Origin of the sequence: Larkinella bovis, from assembly GCF_042655385.1 — a bacterium.
Lineage (GTDB): Bacteria > Bacteroidota > Bacteroidia > Cytophagales > Spirosomataceae > Larkinella > Larkinella bovis.
In genome coordinates, this window is sequence record NZ_JBHSMA010000003.1 from 306,075 (window position 1) to 324,313 (window position 18,239).

Sequence of the window (18,239 nt, forward strand, 5' to 3'; positions counted from 1 at the left end):
AATTATCCATCTCTTTCCGCATCCAATGGCAAGGAGATGGATAAATTTTTTAGTAGTAATCTATTGTAAATCAATGTTGTAGAGTTTTATTTAAAAACATTCTTATTAATCTTTTTATAATCGGTCTAAATAGTAATTACATTTACGGCAGAAACTTTCTTATCTGCCTGTTATGCTTAAATCTTTTTTATTGACCCGGTTTGTCCCTGTACTGCTGGTCGTGGCCAGCCTGACGGCCTGCAACAACGATGATGAGACAACCATTACCCCACCGGAGAACCTCCGTTCAAGAATTGACTACACCAAATTGTCGGATACCACGGCTTACGCAAACTTTTTTGCGGATAATAGTGGGAACAAAACCGTTGACCTGACCCCCGGCAGCACCCAGCTGCTGATGTTCCGGGCCATCAATACCTACAACGGGACGGCGGTAGGCACGGGGGCTACGCTGGATGCGACGGTTTTGAAAAACATGCTGTCGAACACCGGCAACCCGTTTTCCGATGCGGCTCTGAACAACTCGGGCGTGAACCTGCGGTCGATCTTCGCGTCGTCGCTGCCCGCGGCTGATGCCGAAAAAGAGCGAGCTACGCTGGAAGCGGCTTTCCCGGCTATTGCCACCGCCAGCAAATCGGTCACAGCCACCGCTGCGGAAGGCAAAGCGGGTAAGCTGGGGACGTACCTGGTGGATGAAAAAGGCATCGAGTGGGGGCAGATCATCCAGAAATCGATGATTGGCGGTCTGCAACTGGATTACATCAGCAATGTGCTGCTGAGCGATAAAAACCTGGCACTGGATAACTCGAAAGTGGTTTCCGGTAAAAAATACACCGAACTGGAACACAGTTGGGATCAGATTTTCGGTCTGTTGACGGCCAACCCGGTTTACGGCGGCAAGGCCACGGCGACCTCGTCGGGTGAAAGTTTCCTGGGTTCTTACCTCTGGGAATACAACAAAGAAGATTTTCCGAAAATCCACCAGGCGTTGCTGAAAGGCCGGGCGGCTATTGTCAACAACGACGCAACGACGCTGAAAGCACAGGCTTCCCTGCTGCGCTCGGCCATGGAAAAAGCGGTGGCGGGCGCGGCTCTGGGTTATCTGGGCAAATGGAAAACCAACGCGACCAATGATGCGGCCCGGGCGCATGCCATCGGTGAAGGGCTGGGCTTCATCTACTCCCTGCGGTTTGCCAAACTGAACGGGGGCGATGCAGCTTTTTCCGATACCATTCTGGCCGGTCTGATCGGTGCTCCGAATGGTTTCTGGGGCCTGACCAACACCAGAATCGATGCGGCCGAAGCGGCCATTCGCACGAAGTTCAAAATGTAACCTAATAAGTGTATGGTAATCGGTTTACGGTGCGGTTCCCCAAACCCAATACCGTAAACCAACACGTTACACCGGGCGGCTCTTTTCGCGTTGCCCGGTTCCTTCTATTTTATACCATGATCTATCTACGCTGGAAAACCTTCGCGGTTCTCTGCCTATTTATGGGGATTGTCTGGGCCTGTTCGTCCAGCAAGGAGGGGGGCGACCCGGACCCTAAACCGGATCCGGATCCGACGAATCCGGTGGGAACCGACCGGAAGGCGATGCTGACCCACCTGGCCGACCACATCATCCTGCCTAGCTACGCGAATTTCAAGACGAAGTTCGACCTGATGCTGACCAAATCGGACGCTTTTGCGGCCAAACCTGATCCGACCACTCTCACCGAATTCCGGCAGGCGTGGGCGGATGCGTATGTGGAGTGGCAAAAAGTCGAATTGTTCGATGTTGGGCCGGCGGAATCGCGCACGCTACGGTATTTCTTCAACATCTACCCCGCTAACGCAGCTGGTATTGAGGAAAATATCGTTGCACCCTCTGTGGTTTTAGATTTGCCGTCGGCGTATCCCAAACAGGGCTTTCCGGCCATCGATTACCTGATCAACGGGCTGGCGGCTACCGATGACGCGATTCTCCAGCGGTATACCACCGTTGCCGACGCGGCCAAACGGATTGCCTACCTGAAGCTGATCACCAATCAGATGAAGACGGTTCTGACGGCGGTGATCACCGACTGGACGACCGGCGGCTACCGGGATAAGTTTGTCAACAGCACCGGCATCGACGTGGGCGGTTCGACCTCCAAACTGGTCAACGGCTACGTGCTGCATTACGAGCGCTATATCCGTTCGGGGAAATTCGGGATACCGTCGGGGGCGATGGCGAATGGCGTTCCGGCCCCGGACAAAGTGGAGGCTTTCTACAAAAAAGACCTCGCCCTGACGTTGGCGAAAACCGCCCACCAGGCCGTTGTTGATTTCTTCAACGGGAAAGATGTGAAAACCGGTCAGGAAGGACCCGGTTTCAAGAGCTATCTCAATGCGCTGGGCGCCAAAGACAGCCAGACCGGCAAATCGCTGGCCGAGGTCATCAACGCGCAGTTTGACGCGTCGGCTGCCAAACTGAACGCCCTGAAGCCGAATCTGTCCGACGAGGTCAAAACCAATAACGCGGCCGTTACGGCGGTGTATACCGAAATGCAGCGAGCCGTCCGGATGCTGAAAGTGGACATGACCTCGGCCATGAGCATCACGATCACCTACGTGGATACGGATGGCGACTGATGCGGGCATATTTTCGGACATACACCTCGGCGGCTCCGCTGGCGGTTTTTCGGCTGGCGTTTGGGCTGATGCTGTTCAGCAGTGTGGTGCGGTTCTGGTCGAAAGGCTGGATTGAGGAACTCTACCTCAAACCGTCGTTTTTCTTTCCGTATTACGGTTTTGAATTTATTAAACCGCTGGGACCATACACCTACCTGCTGTTTGTGACCTGCGGATTGTGCGCGTTGCTGGTGGCGGTGGGCTGGTTGTACCGGCTGGCGTCGGTGGGCTTGTTTCTGAGCTTTACCTACATCGAGCTGATGGACAAAAGCACCTACCTGAATCATTATTACTTTGTGAGTCTGGTGGCGTTCCTGCTGCTATTCCTGCCCGCCAACGCTTGTTTTTCGGTCGATGCGCGCCAAAACCGCTGGATTGCCTACGATCGGGTTCCTCGCTGGACGGTCGATAGTTTGCGGTTACTGATGGGGATCGTATACGTGTATGCTGGGCTGGCCAAACTCAATTCCGACTGGCTGCTGGAGGCCCTGCCACTCCGGATCTGGTTACCGGGCCGCAACGATTTGCCGGTGATCGGTTTTTTGTTCAATTACCGCGAAACCGCTTTTGCGTTCAGTTGGCTGGGCATGCTGTACGATCTGAGCATTCCGTTTCTGCTGCTCAACCGCGTCACGCGCCCGTTGGCCTACGCTGCGGTGGTGGTTTTTCACGTGTTAACGGCGGTTTTGTTCCCGATTGGGATGTTTCCGTATATCATGATCGTGGCCGCGCTGATCTTTTTTCCGGCAACGTTTCACGAGCGAGTCCTGGCCATCCTACGCAGTTTGCTACGTCTTCCGGATGAGCTGGTAAGCGGGAAAACGCTGGTTTACAGCAAGCAGCAGAATAGAATTCAGCTTACGGTTTTGGCGGTTTTCTTCTTCTTCCAGCTCATCATCCCGTTCCGCTATCTGCTTTATCCGAACGAGTTATTCTGGTCGGAAGAGGGCTACCGGTTTTCGTGGCGGGTGATGCTGATGGAAAAAATGGGGACCGTGCAGTTTACAGTCGTGGACGACGCGGGTCGGCAGGCCATCGTGAATAATGAAAAGCACCTGACGGTTTTGCAGGAGAAAATGATGGCCACGCAGCCGGATATGATCCTTCAGTTTGCGCATTACCTGCGGGACTACTACGCCCGGCAGGGTTTCCGGAATCCGAAAGTGTATGCCGATACCTACGTCAGCCTGAACGGGCGGCTGGGCAAGCTGTACATCGACCCAACGGTCAATCTGGCGCAGGAAACCGACTCGTTTATGCCTAAAAAGTGGATTTTACCCTTTGGAGATGAAATTAAAGGTCTATAGTTTTTCTATTTTTTTTCTTCTGTTTGTGCATGTCAGTCTGGCCCAAAACACATTGCTGGGCATTGTTCGTGAAAAAACGAGCAACGCGCCCATCGACGGATGCAGCGTGTACCTGAAAGGCTCCCGGACCATTTTTACGACCGACAGCCTGGGGCGTTTTTTCGTTCCCAATCTGAAAACCGGTACGTACCAGCTTCAGTTTTTTTCCCTGAATCACAAACCGTTCAAAACCGACGTTACCGTCGATGCGGGCACGGTGACGCTGGAGTTTACGCTGGAAAATTCCGAAAAAACGCTCCGGGAAGTGACCGTGACGGCCCAGCAGGGTAGTTTCGGGCAGACGCGGCTGCGGGAAGTGGAAGGCACGGCCATTTTTGCGGCTAAAAAATCGGAGGTGATTCTACCCGACAATCTGGTGGCGAATCTGGCGACGAACAACGCCCGGCAGGTGTACGCGCGGGTGGCCGGTCTGAACATCTGGGAAAACGACGGGGGCGGTTTGCAACTGAGCATTGGCGGGCGGGGCCTCGACCCCAACCGGACCTCCAATTTCAACGTCCGGCAGAACGGTTACGACATCAGCGCCGACGCGCTGGGTTATCCCGAAAGTTATTATACCCCGCCCATTGAAGCCCTGAAACGCATCAAGATTGTGCGCGGAGCGGCTTCGCTCCAATACGGAACGCAATTTGGCGGTCTGCTGAATTTTGAAATGCGCCAGCCCGTAACCGACCGGACGTTTGAGGTAACTTCAAGGCAAACCGTGGGTTCGTTCGGTTTTTTCAACTCGTTCAATAGCGTGAGCGGGACGGCGAAAAAGCTGAGTTATTACGCCTTTTTCCAGTATAAAAAAGCAGACGGCTGGCGGCCCAACGCGCATTTCGACAGCAAAACCGCCTACGCGGATATTCATTACCAGATCACCGACGAATCCCGCATTGGGTTGGAAGTGACGCACATGGATTACTTGGCGCAGCAGCCGGGCGGTTTGAGCGATGAGATGTTTCGGCAGAATCCACGGCAGTCGAACCGCGAACGGAACTGGTTTAAAGTGGACTGGAATCTCTTTAATCTTCATTACGACTGGAAACTGAGCCCCCGCTCCGAGATTAATCTGATTGGTTTTGGCGTCGTGGCGTCGCGGTATTCACTCGGTTTCCGGCCCAACCGGGTGGCGACGGTCGACAACGAAGCCATCGAGCGCGATCTCATTGCGGGCGATTTCCGGAACTGGGGCCTGGAAGGACGGTTTTTGAATCGCTACAAATTGGGGCAGAAAGACGGGGTTTTCCTGGTTGGCACCCGGTTTTATCACGGTTTTAACCACAGCCGGCAGGGCGTTGGACCCACCGGAAAAACCGCCGATTTTACGTTTGTGGAACCCGACCAACTGATGTCATCCGACTACCGGTTTCCGAACCGGAATGTGTCGTTATTCGCCGAAAACGTCTTGTTCCTCAGTTCGAAGTTTTCCGTCACGCCCGGTTTGCGGTACGAATACATCCGCACCACCGCCGACGGTTTTTACGGGAACATCGTCCGCGATCTGGCCGGCAACATCATTACAATTACAAAAACGCAGGAAAACCGCGTCAACCCGCGCGGTTTTCTGATTGCCGGTCTGGGGCTGAGTTACAAACCGTCGGCGGCCGTGGAGTTATACGGTAACATTTCGCAGAATTACCGGTCGATCACCTTCAGCGACATGCGGATTGCCAACCCGTCGGCGGTGATCGATCCCGATTTGCAGGACGAACGCGGTTTTTCAGCGGATCTGGGCGTGCGGGGGGAAAAAAATCAGGTGTTGAACTACGACCTGAGCCTGTTTGCGCTCAACTACGGAAACCGTATCGGCGAAGTGCAGTTTTACGACGAAAACGACCGCGTACTGCGCAAACGAACGAACGTGGGGCGGGCGCTGATTGTCGGGCTGGAATCGTACGGTGAAGCCGAACTGCTGCGGTTGTGGCAACCACCTTCGGATCGCTGGTCGTGGTCGGTTTTCGGGAATGTGGCGCTGATTCGGTCTGAGTACGTCAAAAGCCAGATTCCGGGTGTGCAGGGCAACGAAGTCGAGTTTGTTCCGGCGGTGAACCTGAAGTCGGGCATGCGCGCGGGCTACCGCAACCTGAAAGCCTCGTTCCAGTTTACGTACCTGACCGACCAGTATTCTGACGCGACCAACGCCGTCGATGGCGGTTTTTCGGCGGTGGTCGGGCGGATTCCGGCCTACCACATCATGGATTTCTCGCTGTCGTGGACCTACCGCTGGCTGAAACTGGAAGGCAGCGTTAACAACCTGACGAACGAATTTTACTATACGCGCCGGGCCACGGGCTATCCCGGTCCCGGCATTTTGCCCTCCGACGGACGGGCTTTCTTCCTGACTGTGGGCGTCAAGTGGTAACCCAAGCCGTTTGCTAAATACCTGTTGAGGGAATGAGAGTAGAAGATGTTTATTTGTGCATCTTTTGTTGGTAATCAATCGCCTTACTCGCTCTTACTCCGTATGATTCGCTCCCTCTCGGCGTTCTTTTACCGGATCGCTTCCTGGAAAACCTTGTTGCTGGGTATTGCGCTTTATCTGCCCATTCCCATTTTCATTCTGGGGCCGCTCGAAAAACAATTGAATGCCTTCGCCGGCTCCGAAATTGGACCGATCGATTTACTGCTGTTTCAGTTTGATCCGGCCCGGATTCAGCAGATGGTGGCCGCTTATGGCCCGGAAGGGCGGGCGGTGTATACGCAAGGGACGTTGATCGACGATACGATCTACCCAATCGTGTATACGTTTCTGTTTTGCACCATTCTCTCGTTGCTGTTCCGTAAACGCGGAACGCGTTCGGGGCCGTTGGTTAATGTGTTTCCGCTGGCGGTTTTTGCCCTTGATTTGCTGGAAAATGCCTGCATCGTCACCCTGCTGCAATCGTATCCCAATCCGCTGCCGACCGTTGCCGGGTTGTGTTCGGTGCTCACGAATCTGAAATGGGCCAGTCTGGTTATGACGGCACTGCTGGCCGGATACGGTGTAATCCGGCTGGTTTTCCGAAAACCGGTCGCTGGTTCACTGGCGGGTTAACAGCAGGCGCACGGCCCAGCGGTTTGAATCCGTTGGGCCGCGCTCCCGGAATTGGCCTAAAAAGGCTTATGCACCCGGTTCCTGTTGGGTGGAAATGGCGATCCGGTTCCAGGCATTGATGGTGACGATGGCCATAATCAGTTGCGCCAGGTAGTTTTTGCCAAAGGTCTCTTCAGCCCGTTGATACACAGAATCCGATACGCCGTTCTGGTGAATCAGCGTCACTTGCTCGGTCAGCGCCAGAATGATTTTTTCTTCTTCCGTGAACAAACTGGTTTCTTTCCAGGCATTGAGCAGGTAAATGCGCTGTTCGGTTTCACCGGCTTTGCGCGCTTCTTTGGTGTGCATGTCGATGCAAAACGCACAGCCGTTAATTTGCGACGCCCGTATTTTAATCAGATTCTTATGGGCTTTGGTAATCTGGGAAGTTTGTAGATACCCCTCTAAACTGAACATGGCTTTATAGGCCTGAGGTTCAGTTGTTTGAATGTTTATTCGCTTTGCCATTGTCTTTTCTGTTAACAATGGGACAAAGCTAGGCAACGGTTTTCGGGAAAAACTTAAACCGGTTTAAGAACGCTTCTTCTTCCGGATTTCGCTCAGATATTCGGGTGTAAATCCAAGAAATGAAGCCAGCAGAAACTGCGGAATGCGCTGAATAAATTCGGGGTAATGATCGCTGAAGTGGTAATATAATTCTTCCCGCGACAGGTCGTACAGGTACCTGATCCGCCATTGTGACGCGCCGAAAGCGCGCTGGTAGATCAATCGGAAATACCGCTCCATCTGCGGAAATTGTTCGAAAAGCTGTTCCTGCGCGGGCAGATCAATCGCCAGAACGTCCGTATTTTCCACGGCCTGAATATAAAAACGGGTTGGCTGGCGGCTTTGAAACGCCAGATAATCCGTGAGCCACCAGTTTTCAATTGCAAACTGGGTGGTTTGCTCCACGCCTTTGTCGTTCACATAAAACAACCGCAAACAGCCTTTCCGGACGAAATAATGGTACCGGGCCATGTCACCTTCTTCCACCAGGTTTTCCTTCTTTTTAAAGGACTTAGCCTGGAAGAAATGCAGGATGGCTGGGATTTCTTCGTCTTTTACGGCTACGAATTTTCGTAGGTGCTGGATCAATGGCTCGGCCATGGTATGGAGAGTCGTTTCGTTACACAGGGTTCATCAGAGGAAATCAGGGTTGATCAGAGAAAGAAACTCCTGATCTCCTCTGATGAACCCTGTGTAATAACTTTCTTTTCAAGCCCGTTACAACGGTTTGCTTACCAACTGCGGTTTTTCGTTCACCACTTTCAGCACCAGTTCGCCGAACAGCGTGTTAGCCCAGGCAAACCACTTGCGCGTGAACTTCGCCGGGTCGTTTTTGTCGAACGATTCATGCATGAAACCGGTGCCCGCGTGGGTTTTCTTCAACTGCCGGAGCTGCGCCAGAATTTCCTGATCGTCGGTGGAGGTTAGCGCCCGCATGGTCAGGCTCATCGTCCAGATGTTGTCCACCAGCGTGTGCGGACTGCCGATGCCCTCGGCGGCTTTCCCTTTGAAATAATACGGATTGTCGGCGCTGAGCGAAAACCGGCGGGTGTTCCGGTAAATCGGGTCGCTGGCTGGCATCGCGCCCAGATAGGGCAGCGAGATCAGGTTCGGCACGTTGGCGTCGTCCTGCAACAGATGATTGCCAAAACCGTCGACTTCCATTGCGTATAGTTTGCCATATTTGGGGTGGGTGTAAATCGCATACTGCTTCAGGGCTTTTTCCACCTCGTCGGCCAGCGCCCGGCATTCTTTCGCGAAAGCCGCATCGGGCCGGATTTTATCGGCCATCGTGGCCACCTGCCGTAGCGAAACCACCGCAAACCAGTTGGACGGCACCAGAAACGGGAAAACCGTGGCATCGTCCGACGGGCGGAAAATGCTGTGGATAAGCCCCACGGGTCGGGTGGGGTTGCCGTAGCCATTGCCCGGTACGGTATCGGTCGACCAGGCGGTTTCGCGACCGAATTTGTACGGCCCCACGCTGGTTTTGCGTTGCTGCTCGCGGCAGGTTTTCAGAATCAGCCGCATCGCGTCGGCCCAGTCGGCGTCGAACGGGCTGGTGTCGCCGGTGGTTTGCCAGTAATGATAGGCCAGCCGGATTGGGTAACAAAGCGAATCCAGCTCCCACTTGCGTTCGTGCAAGCCCGGTTTCATGGCGGTAATATCTTTCTTCCATTCGCCTTCTTTCGTCGGGTCCGCATAAAAAGCGTTGGCGTAGGGGTCGAGCCGGATGCACTGCGTCTGCCGACGAATCACGCCCGCAATCAGTTTCCGCAGCGGTTCATCTTCTTTCGTGAGCGACAGGTACGGCCAGACCTGGGCGGTGCTGTCGCGCAGCCACATGGCGTCGATATCGCCCGTAATGACGAATGTATCGGGTTTGCCGCCCGCTTCGCTGAATTGCACGGTGGTGTCGAGCGTGTTCGGAAAGCAGTTTTCAAACAGCCAGGCCAGTTCGGGGTCTTTGACAGTTTTCTTGACGCGCTCAATCGCCCGTTCGACGGCGGCACTGGTGAAATTTCGTTTGTCGGGGGCTACGCGGACGGTAGGGAAGGCGGGGTCGCTGGTCGCAAAAGCCGCGGGAGAACCCAAGGCAATTCCGGCGCTGGCGGCCGCTGTTTGTTGGATGAAATGACGACGATTCATAGGTAGTTGGTAATTTTCGCGACCGGGCCTGGTAGTCCAATCCGGATTTCGATTCATCAAAAGTAGAAATTTATTGCTTCGAACCGACGGCCGTCGGGCCAGTTCGCCCTCTGTCCAGATGCGTACAGGAATTGTCCATAATCGGACAGATTCATCAAGGCGGTTTTGAGAAATGCCTCTTTATACTCTAAAAACGCGGTTTTTTCTGCCTGGCAAGGGATTTGATATACGGAAATAGAAGAAATAAATAAGACTCTTAACTACACTGATCTTCAGCTCATGCGACGCAGTGATTTAGGTGAATTTGAAGAAGTGGTTTTACTGACGGTGGCCGTGATGGTACCAACGGCTTATTCGGTGGTGATCGCGGAAGAACTCGAACGGGAAACCGGCCAGGCCGTCAGTACGGGGGCGGTTCACGCGGCTCTGCAACGGCTGGAGCAGAAAGGCTACGTCACGTCGGTGCTGGGCGAGGCCACGGCCGAGCGGGGCGGTCGCCGAAAGCGGCTGTTTACGGTCACCGCCCTGGGTGGTCGGGTCCTGACGGAAGTTCGTGCGGTCCGAAACCGGCTCTGGGAGCGCATTGTGCCCCCGACGCTGCTGGAGTGGAGTTAGAAGTGAAGCGTTACTGGCTACGACCTCTCGCTCGATTTACCGAATTCTAATTGCATTGTTCAACGCATCATTCTTATGACCCCGCCCCGCTTTGCTGACCGACTGCTGACCTGGCTGGTGGCGCCCCACCTGCGCGAGGAGGTGCTGGGCGACCGGCATGAGCGGTTTTTGCGACAGGTTGAGCAACTGGGTGAAGCACGGGCCCGACGACGCTACTGGCGGGATCTGCTGGCGTACCTCCGACCCGCTTTTCTCAAACGGCAACCTGATGCGTATTCCAACCCAACAAATACGGACATGTTACGAAACTATCTCAAAATCACGATTCGAACGCTGATCCGGAACAAGCTATATACCGTCCTTAATGTGGCCGGTTTGACATTCGGTATCACTTGTTTTTTACTCATTGGGCTTTACTTGTTCGATGAATTAACGTTTGATCAGCAACACGGCAAAACGAACCGTATTTACCGAATTGTTGAACACAGGAAGACAAAGACGGAAGAGTTTAACGTGGCAGCGGCCAGTTATACACTGGCCGAAGAAGCCAAACGGCAGATTGCCGAAATCGAAAATACGGCGCGCATGAACCGGGCGGGGCGGGCTGATCTAATCAATCCCGAAACCCAGGCCAAATTTCAGGAGACAGTTGCCTTTGCTGACCAGAGTCTGCTGGAAATATTTGATTTTGAGGTGGTTGATGGCGATAGCAAAACGGCCCTGAAGGAACCCAATTCGATCATTATTGTGGAAGAACTGGCCCAACGGCTTTTCAAAAGCACCAAAGTTGCCGGTCGAACTCTTAAGTTTAGTTTTACCGACACCCCCCTGAAAGTAACAGCGGTCCTGAAAACCCATCCCCGGAATTCAAGTTTTGATTTCAATTCGATGATTTCCCTGAACAGCCAGCAGGGCCGGAGTCAGGCTGATTGGTATTCGAATGAATTTATGGTTTTTGCCTTGCTGAAAGGAAACACCACTGCGGAAACGGTAGCCAAAAAGATTACCGCGCTGCTGTATGCCAATTTTAAACCCGAAATTGGTACATCAGTGGCGTTCAGTCTGCAACCGCTGGCCGACATACACCTGTACTCTGAAAATATCATCGATGCGGCCCGCAATTCCAACGTGGAAGCGATGGGGCAGGGAATGCTGCTGTTCGTCAAAGTCTTTGCTGTTGTAGCGATTTTTGTATTGTTGATTGCCTGCATCAACTACATGAACCTGGCAACCGCCCGGGCTTCCAACCGCGCAAAAGAAATTGGTGTGCGGAAAGCCAGTGGGGCCTTCCGGAGTCAGTTAGTCTGGCAGTTTCTGGTGGAATCCCTACTGGTTACCCTGCTTTCCTTTATACTGGCCGTCATCCTGGTCAACCTGCTGCAGCCCGCTTTCAATGAATTTACGGGCAAACAACTCTCATTAAATCTTCAGACCGATTACCGGATCTGGTTGTATACCATTCTTGTTCTACTCGTTACCGGTTTTGTTTCAGGTAGTTATCCCGCCTTGTTGCTGTCAAATTTCAAGCCGGTGGTTTTGTTGAAAAGCTTGAAAATTCAAAGCAAAAGTAACTTGTCGTTGCGAAAAGGGCTGGTGGTTTTTCAGTTTACGGTTTCCGTCGTGATTATGATCGCAACCATCGTACTGTTTCTGCAAATTCGATACACCAGCAATAAGGATTTAGGGTTCCGGAAAGATCTGCTGGTGGTGGTGGACATCAACAGCGAAAAAGCGCGGACAGAAGCCGACGCGATGAAAACGGAACTGGCCAGGTTGTCGGATGTAAAAAACGTATCGGTGACGTCCCGCGTGCCGGGTGAATGGAAACAGATCCGAATGGTGAAAATTAAATCCCAGGGGAGCACCGAAGATTACAAAATTTCTTACCTGATCGGAGTCGATGTGAATTTCGCCAAAACCTTCGAGGTTCGGATTTTGCAAGGGCGAAATTTTACCAGCCCGGCGGATTCTTCTGCGGTTTTGCTGAACGAAACCGCAGCAAAAGCCTTGAATATCAGTCAACCATCCGGTCAGTTGGTCGAGATTCCGTCCTGGTCGTTTGGGGGCGATTTCACCCCCCTGAACGAGTCGAACCAGCCGTTTCGGGCCCGGGTGATTGGCATTGTGAAGGACTTTCATTTCCAATCATTGCGGGAAAAGATCTCGCCCATGGTGCTGGCCTACCAGAACAACCCGGTGCAGCAGATCGATTATTATACCGCCCGAATTGAAGGAGGAAATATACCGGCTACGCTGAAACGAATGGAAGCGGCCATGGCAACAATCGACCCGACGCATACGTTTGAATATCATTTTCTTGACGAGCAACTCGCCCGGTTTTACCTCGAAGACCAGCGTCGTCAGACCCTGCTGATTTGGGTGGCCCTGTCCACGATTTTTATCGCCTGTTTAGGACTTTTTGGATTGGCGACGTATGCCGCCGAGCAGCGGGTTAAAGAAATCGGGGTTCGGAAAGTATTGGGGGCGAGTGTGCTGAATCTCACGGCTTTGCTTTCCAAAGACTTCCTGAAACTGGTTCTGATTGCCAATGGCATTGCCTTTCCGGTGGCCTGGTGGGCTACGAGTCAATGGCTGGGCGAATTTGCGTACCACATCAACGTCGAATGGTGGATTTTTGTCGCTGCGGGCGCTTTAGCCATTGCCATCGCCTTGCTGACAATCAGTTATCAGGCAATTAAGGCCGCGCTGGTGAATCCGGTGAAATCGTTGCGAAGTGAATAAAATGGGCGTAAAGAACCCCGGCCTCCTATCCCGCTGCCCAACGCCCTTACCCTATGCAAAACAGAAAACCGCCCCGCTTTGCTGACCGACTGCTGACCTGGCTGGTGGCGCCCCACCTGCGCGAGGAGGTGCTGGGCGACCGGCATGAGCGGTTTTTGCGACAGGTTGAGCAATTGGGCGAAGCCCGGGCCCGACGGCGGTACTGGCGGGATCTGCTGGCGTATGTGCGACCCGAATTTATCAGACGACGACCTTCGGAATTTCCCGAGCCAATCCATACGGACATGTTACGAAACTATCTCAAAATCGCTTTTCGTACCCTGGCCAAAAACCGGGTGTATTCCTTCATTAACATCTTTGGGCTGGCGTCGGGCATGGCCGTCGCGATGTTGATCGGGTTGTGGGTGTATGACGAATTGTCCTTCGACCGACACCACAAAAACTACGACCGCATTGGTATGCTCTGGCAGTTTGTGTCATTTGGCTCCGAAAAATCATCGTACGATGTCATGCCGATTCCGCTGGCGGCCGAACTTCGGAACAAGTACCCGGATTTTGAATCGGTTAGTCTATCAGTTTTTCGGGAAGCGGTCCTGACATCAGACGATCAGAAATTTGCCCGAACCGGCCATTACGTTGAACCGGATTTTATGCGCATTTTCTCGCTTGACCTGCTGAAAGGGAGCCGTTTCGGACCGGATGATGTCAATGCAATTCTGCTTTCGGAATCCGTCGCGGAAGCCATTTTTGGCGACGAAAATCCGCTCAACCAACTGGTCAAACTGGATAATAAACAATCGGTCCGCGTAGTTGGTGTTTACGAAGACTTCCCCGACAACAGTACCTTCAAAGATGCCTTTTTTCTGGCTCCCTGGAAGTTGTTCGCTGCCATCGATGACGGAGCCAAACGCGACCGGAACGAATGGGATTCCAACTCGTATCAGGTGTATGTCCAACTCAAGCCGGGGGCGGGTTTTGATGCGGTTTCGGCCAAAATAAAGGATGTTCGGATGAAACGCGACAATCCACCGCGCTACAAACCCGAGTTTTTCCTGCACCCGATGAGCAAGTGGCATTTGTACCGGGATTTTAAAGATGGTGTCAATACCGGCGGGACCATTGTGTTTGTCTGGCTCTTTGGCGCCATCGGCTTCATCGTGCTGGTACTGGCCTGCATCAATTTCATGAACCTCAGCACGGCCCGTTCCGAAAAGCGCGCGAAGGAAGTCGGGATTCGGAAAGCCGTCGGGTCGGTGCGGAGTCAGCTGATCGCGCAGTTTTTCAGCGAATCGCTGCTGATGGCGTTGCTAGCATTTGTCCTGGCGTTTGTGTTCGTGCAACTGGCGTTGCCGTTTTTTAATGAGGTTTCGGAAAAAAAGTTGGCCATTTTGTGGTCGAATCGCTGGTTCTGGCTGGCCGGGCTCGGGTTCAGTCTGTTTACCGGCCTGATTGCGGGCAGTTATCCGGCGCTGTATCTGTCGTCGTTCCAACCCGTCAGGGTGTTGAAGGGCACGCTCCGGGCCAGCCGGTTGGCTACCATTCCGCGCCAGGTGCTGGTGGCGTTTCAATTTACGGTTTCCGTCACGCTGATGATTGGCACGATCATCGTTTTTCGCCAGATCGAACACGCCAAAAACCGCTCGGTGGGGTATAACCGCAACGGACTGATCGAAGTAAACATGAATACGCCCGAACTCTACGGGCATTACGAGACGCTTCGCCGTGATTTACTCAATACCGGGGCTGTCGAGGAAATGTCGCAGTCGTCGGGCTCCGTAACCGTTCAGTACGGCGGAACAACGGATTTTTCGTGGAAAGGGAAAGAACCGGATACGACACCGCTGGTGATGTCGAATTTCGTCACGCATGACTACGGAAAAACCGTCGGCTGGCAGGTCCTGGCCGGGCGCGATTTTTCCCGGGATTTCTCTACCGATTCGTCGGCCATCATTCTGAACGAAGCGGCTGTTAAACTGATGGGCTTTAAACGACCGATCGGTGAAATTATCCGGCGTAGCGGGCGTCCCTATACCGTAATTGGTGTCATCCGGGATATGATCAAGGAAGACCCGTTTAAACCGGTCAATCCGTCGTTTTTTGCGCTGGGCTACCGGTCCGTCAACGTGATCAATATCAAACTGGCTCCGCAACGGCCCACCCGTGAAGCCCTGGCGAACGTGGAGCAGGTGTTCCGTAGCTACAATCCAGCGGCTCCGTTTGAGTATAAATTCGTGGATGAGGAATATGGCCGGAAGTTTGGCAGTGAGGAACGCATTGGCCGGATCGCGGGCGTCTTTGCCGGCTTGGCCGTCCTGATCAGTTGCCTGGGTTTGTTTGGGCTGGCGTCATTTATGGCCGAGCAACGCACGAAGGAAATTGGCATTCGGAAGGTGCTGGGCGCGTCGGTTTTTACGATCTGGCGCCTGCTCTCCCATGAGTTTGTGCTGCTGCTGGCAGTGGCGTTTTGCCTTGCGGCACCCCTGGCGTATTACGTGCTGTCGGATTGGCTCCAGCATTACGAATACCGGACCGAGATTTCGTGGTGGATTTTTGCGGTTTCGGGCCTGGGCGCTCTGCTGATTACCTTACTAACGGTGAGTGTTCAAAGCATCAAAGCCGCCTTGGTAAATCCGGTGAAGAGTTTGCGGAGCGAATAACGTGCGGAGGCCGGGGACTTTCCATCCTCTCACATCATCTTAATGCCCGCTTCCTTAAACCGCCGGTAGAGGCTCAGCAGGACTTCGCTGCGGAACTGGTCTTCTTTGCTGACGGAATTGATCCAGACCCGGACTTTCAGCTCGATGGCGTCGTTCGTGATTGTCGAGAGGAAAATTTCGGGTTGTTGCCGCTTGACGGTCGTCGGATGTTTGGTGATTTCCTCCCGGATGAGCTTTTTCAACTCGCTGAGTTCGTGCTCGGCATCGGCCCTGATCGTCAGTTCGATGCGTTTGGCCTTGTGATTGATGGTCCAGTTGATCACCTGCCCCGACAGCAGATCGCCGTTGGGGATGATCACTTCCGAGCCTTCCGTCGTCAGCAGGCGGCTGGAACGGATGCCGATGGTTTTCACGCGCCCTTTTTTGCTGGCAATTTCAATGAAATCACCGATTTGGAAGGGTTTGTCGAAAATGAGAATAATGCCCGAAACCAGGTTGTTGACGATGTTCTGAAGCCCCAGCCCGATGCCGACGCCCAGTGCCCCGACTATCACCGTCACCTTGTCCAGGCCAATCCCGGATGCGACAATGGCGAACAGAAAACCGCCGATGAGCATGAACAACCGGATCATCACCAGCCGCGAGTCGGTATTGTTGATACTGCCGCCAATTTCATCTTCGGTTTCGCCGAAGAAATAACCGATGTACTTCCGGATCCGGCCCGACAGGTACAGCACCAGAAAGAAAAGGACGATGTTGCCCCAGGTGAACGTGGTGCTGCCAACGGTTCGCTCGGTGGCCAGAAAGTCGGTAACGACGTTATAGGTCGTGTTGTAAACGTACAGGTTGTTGGTGAAAATAATCAGCCAGGCAATGATAGCCACAATACTCAGAAACCGTTGCAAACCGATTTTTAGTTTTTTGTAATTAAACCGGGACGCGATGCCCTGCGTCAGTTTGCCGCTGACGACCTGCAACGCAAAGGCTTCGTGGATGATCTGAATCATCGTAAAGAGCCCAACGGCCTGCGTCAGGCCATAAATCGAAGCCGTTGAGAAGATTTTGGCCAGACTAATCCGGCCGAACAGGTTGCAGAATACGGCCAGTCCGTTCAGGATGATGTACAGGATTGATACCTGTTTGACAAAGCCCGTCAGCGACAGGACTTTGCGAATCCGGAACAGGAATAAAAAACCGAACACGACCGAAACCGCATTGAGCAGCAGCAGCCAGAGCCGAAAGCCGATGCCGGGGTCGATGATGGAAGACCGGGTGATGATGACCAGCAAATACAGCGCCACAATGGCCAGCCAGTAGAGGAATAACTGCCGGGGCCAGGTCCGGAAAAACAGGGCCGTCAGGGCCAGCAAGAGAACGAATTGCATCAGCTCGACGTAGACCGCCGGGGGACGCAGATCGAAAAACGGCGCGAAGTTGAACACGACCACCAGCACCGAAAAAACCGGAATGGAGCGGAGGTACCGGATGTTGAGTTCTTTCCGGACAGCGTCCCGTTGGCCGTGGCTGTCGATGATGCTGAAACTGCGGTAGACCCAGGCAAAAAAAACCGCCCCGATGACCAGCATGTAAATCCAGGTTCCGGCGCTGCGGTTGAAATAATACGCCAGCAGGTCGCGCTGCCCTTCGTACGAACGCTTGACCAGATGGTCCAGGTGGTCGTCGGTACCTGTATCCTGCGGAATTGCCCAGATAAAATCCGTTTCCTGGCCGCTGATCTTGACGTTGAACTCCCGGATGCGTTCGTTGACGAGGTTGGTCAGTTCGGCGGTTTCAAAATAGCCGTCGGAGACCGCAGCCTGGAGCTTGTTGATCCGGGTCAGGTTCTGGTTGGTGGCTTCGCTGGCCTGAATCCACTGCTGCCGTAGCTCCTTCAGCGAACTGAAATACAACACTCGGTAACTACTGTCGGCGGGTAACACGAGCGTCGAATCGCGCGCCAGCGAAATCAGTTGCCCATTCATCTCGGACAACTGTTTTTCGTAGCCCGACAGCGTTTCCCGCCAGACCTTGAGCCGCGTTTGCATGTCTTCCAGCAACACCTGAAACATGAGCATGTTTTTCATGTCATGCACCTTGCGGTAGAGGTTGAGGTTGGTGCGGATCGTTTTGACGTACGATTGCACTTCCGGCAGGTTATTTTCGATTTGCCACGTACTGAATCCCCGGCGGGTTCGGTTGCTGATGTCGTTCAGGGCCGTGTGACCTTTCTCCAGCCGCGCAATGATGCTATCGACCGGAATGCCGGGTTGCGGAATAATCGGCAGACTGTCGACCCGGCTTTTTTCGGCGGTTGGCTGGGCGGGGAGAATTGTTGGCAGGAAAAAAAGACTGAAAAGCAAAGGGCTGACAGCCAGTGCTTTTTTAAAGAGTAATGCGTATTTTAATCGACTGTTTATGAACCTCTTCATGCCACCACGGTTTCATGCACTCATTTCTTTTGTGCAGATTGTGTTCGTAGTAAATACTGCC

Annotated in this window: 12 protein-coding genes; 8 read left to right on the forward strand and 4 right to left on the reverse strand. The window is 53.4% G+C overall.

Features of this window, described 5'->3' with window-relative positions; translation table 11 throughout:
- The first annotated feature begins 172 nt into the window (after positions 1-172).
- From ACFPMF_RS12480 to ACFPMF_RS12500, 5 genes are all read left to right on the forward strand, one after another.
- Positions 173-1,333 (forward strand): DUF4856 domain-containing protein, encoded by a 1,161-nt coding sequence (locus ACFPMF_RS12480; protein ID WP_379845206.1) that lies wholly within the window; start codon positions 173-175, stop codon positions 1,331-1,333.
- A 116-nt stretch (positions 1,334-1,449) separates the two neighbouring features.
- Complete coding sequence (locus ACFPMF_RS12485; protein WP_379845208.1) at positions 1,450-2,616, forward strand: imelysin family protein; 1,167 nt, start codon at positions 1,450-1,452, stop codon at positions 2,614-2,616.
- Positions 2,616-3,962 carry an HTTM domain-containing protein gene (locus tag ACFPMF_RS12490; RefSeq protein WP_379845211.1) on the forward strand — a complete coding sequence of 449 codons (1,347 nt, stop codon included), beginning with the start codon at positions 2,616-2,618 and terminating at the stop codon, positions 3,960-3,962. The genes ACFPMF_RS12485 and ACFPMF_RS12490 overlap by 1 nt, the downstream gene beginning before the upstream one ends.
- Entirely contained in the window at positions 3,943-6,369 is a 2,427-nt protein-coding gene (locus tag ACFPMF_RS12495; RefSeq protein ID WP_379845213.1) for a TonB-dependent receptor domain-containing protein, read from the forward strand. Before ACFPMF_RS12490 ends, ACFPMF_RS12495 begins: the two co-directional genes overlap by 20 nt.
- Positions 6,370-6,471: 102 nt before the next feature.
- On the forward strand, positions 6,472-7,041 hold the full coding sequence (locus tag ACFPMF_RS12500) for a hypothetical protein (RefSeq protein ID WP_379845215.1): 570 nt from the start codon (positions 6,472-6,474) through the stop codon (positions 7,039-7,041).
- Positions 7,042-7,107: 66 nt separating this feature from the next.
- On the opposite strand, the gene ACFPMF_RS12505 is transcribed toward ACFPMF_RS12500, so the two are convergent.
- The 3 genes from ACFPMF_RS12505 to ACFPMF_RS12515 all read right to left on the reverse strand — a co-directional run bounded on the left by ACFPMF_RS12505 (position 7,108) and on the right by ACFPMF_RS12515 (position 9,735).
- Entirely contained in the window at positions 7,108-7,548 is a 441-nt protein-coding gene (locus ACFPMF_RS12505) for a carboxymuconolactone decarboxylase family protein (protein WP_379845218.1), read from the reverse strand.
- Positions 7,549-7,611: 63 nt separating this feature from the next.
- Complete coding sequence (locus ACFPMF_RS12510; protein ID WP_379845221.1) at positions 7,612-8,187, reverse strand: Crp/Fnr family transcriptional regulator; 576 nt, start codon at positions 8,185-8,187, stop codon at positions 7,612-7,614.
- Positions 8,188-8,304: 117 nt separating this feature from the next.
- A complete protein-coding gene (locus tag ACFPMF_RS12515) occupies positions 8,305-9,735 on the reverse strand; it encodes a glycoside hydrolase family 125 protein (RefSeq protein WP_379845223.1) in 1,431 nt (476 codons plus the stop codon).
- A 279-nt stretch (positions 9,736-10,014) separates the two neighbouring features.
- On the opposite strand from ACFPMF_RS12515, the gene ACFPMF_RS12520 reads away from it, so the two are divergent.
- The 3 genes from ACFPMF_RS12520 (at position 10,015) to ACFPMF_RS12530 (ending at position 15,749) form a co-directional block, all read left to right on the forward strand.
- A complete protein-coding gene (locus ACFPMF_RS12520) occupies positions 10,015-10,350 on the forward strand; it encodes a PadR family transcriptional regulator (protein ID WP_379845226.1) in 336 nt (111 codons plus the stop codon).
- A 75-nt stretch (positions 10,351-10,425) separates the two neighbouring features.
- Positions 10,426-13,092 carry an ABC transporter permease gene (locus ACFPMF_RS12525; protein WP_379845229.1) on the forward strand — a complete coding sequence of 889 codons (2,667 nt, stop codon included), beginning with the start codon at positions 10,426-10,428 and terminating at the stop codon, positions 13,090-13,092.
- 53 nt (positions 13,093-13,145) lie between these two features.
- Positions 13,146-15,749 (forward strand): ABC transporter permease, encoded by a 2,604-nt coding sequence (locus ACFPMF_RS12530; RefSeq protein ID WP_379845231.1) that lies wholly within the window; start codon positions 13,146-13,148, stop codon positions 15,747-15,749.
- 29 nt (positions 15,750-15,778) lie between these two features.
- Here ACFPMF_RS12530 and ACFPMF_RS12535 read toward each other — a convergent pair whose 3' ends face one another.
- Positions 15,779-18,178: a mechanosensitive ion channel family protein gene (locus tag ACFPMF_RS12535; RefSeq protein ID WP_379845234.1), complete on the reverse strand. Its 2,400-nt coding sequence runs from the start codon at positions 18,176-18,178 to the stop codon at positions 15,779-15,781.
- Positions 18,179-18,239: the final 61 nt, after the last annotated feature.

What these genes read in the sequence shown, in the direction of transcription:
- ACFPMF_RS12480 (WP_379845206.1), top strand. Translation starts at nt 173, where the DNA reads ATGCTTAAATCTTTTTTATTGACCCGGTTTGTCCCTGTACTGCTGGTC.
- ACFPMF_RS12485 (WP_379845208.1), top strand. Translation starts at nt 1,450, where the DNA reads ATGATCTATCTACGCTGGAAAACCTTCGCGGTTCTCTGCCTATTTATG.
- ACFPMF_RS12490 (WP_379845211.1), top strand. Translation starts at nt 2,616, where the DNA reads ATGCGGGCATATTTTCGGACATACACCTCGGCGGCTCCGCTGGCGGTT.
- ACFPMF_RS12495 (WP_379845213.1), top strand. Translation starts at nt 3,943, where the DNA reads ATGAAATTAAAGGTCTATAGTTTTTCTATTTTTTTTCTTCTGTTTGTG.
- ACFPMF_RS12500 (WP_379845215.1), top strand. Translation starts at nt 6,472, where the DNA reads ATGATTCGCTCCCTCTCGGCGTTCTTTTACCGGATCGCTTCCTGGAAA.
- ACFPMF_RS12505 (WP_379845218.1), bottom strand. Translation starts at nt 7,548, where the DNA reads ATGGCAAAGCGAATAAACATTCAAACAACTGAACCTCAGGCCTATAAA.
- ACFPMF_RS12510 (WP_379845221.1), bottom strand. Translation starts at nt 8,187, where the DNA reads ATGGCCGAGCCATTGATCCAGCACCTACGAAAATTCGTAGCCGTAAAA.
- ACFPMF_RS12515 (WP_379845223.1), bottom strand. Translation starts at nt 9,735, where the DNA reads ATGAATCGTCGTCATTTCATCCAACAAACAGCGGCCGCCAGCGCCGGA.
- ACFPMF_RS12520 (WP_379845226.1), top strand. Translation starts at nt 10,015, where the DNA reads ATGCGACGCAGTGATTTAGGTGAATTTGAAGAAGTGGTTTTACTGACG.
- ACFPMF_RS12525 (WP_379845229.1), top strand. Translation starts at nt 10,426, where the DNA reads ATGACCCCGCCCCGCTTTGCTGACCGACTGCTGACCTGGCTGGTGGCG.
- ACFPMF_RS12530 (WP_379845231.1), top strand. Translation starts at nt 13,146, where the DNA reads ATGCAAAACAGAAAACCGCCCCGCTTTGCTGACCGACTGCTGACCTGG.
- ACFPMF_RS12535 (WP_379845234.1), bottom strand. Translation starts at nt 18,178, where the DNA reads ATGAAGAGGTTCATAAACAGTCGATTAAAATACGCATTACTCTTTAAA.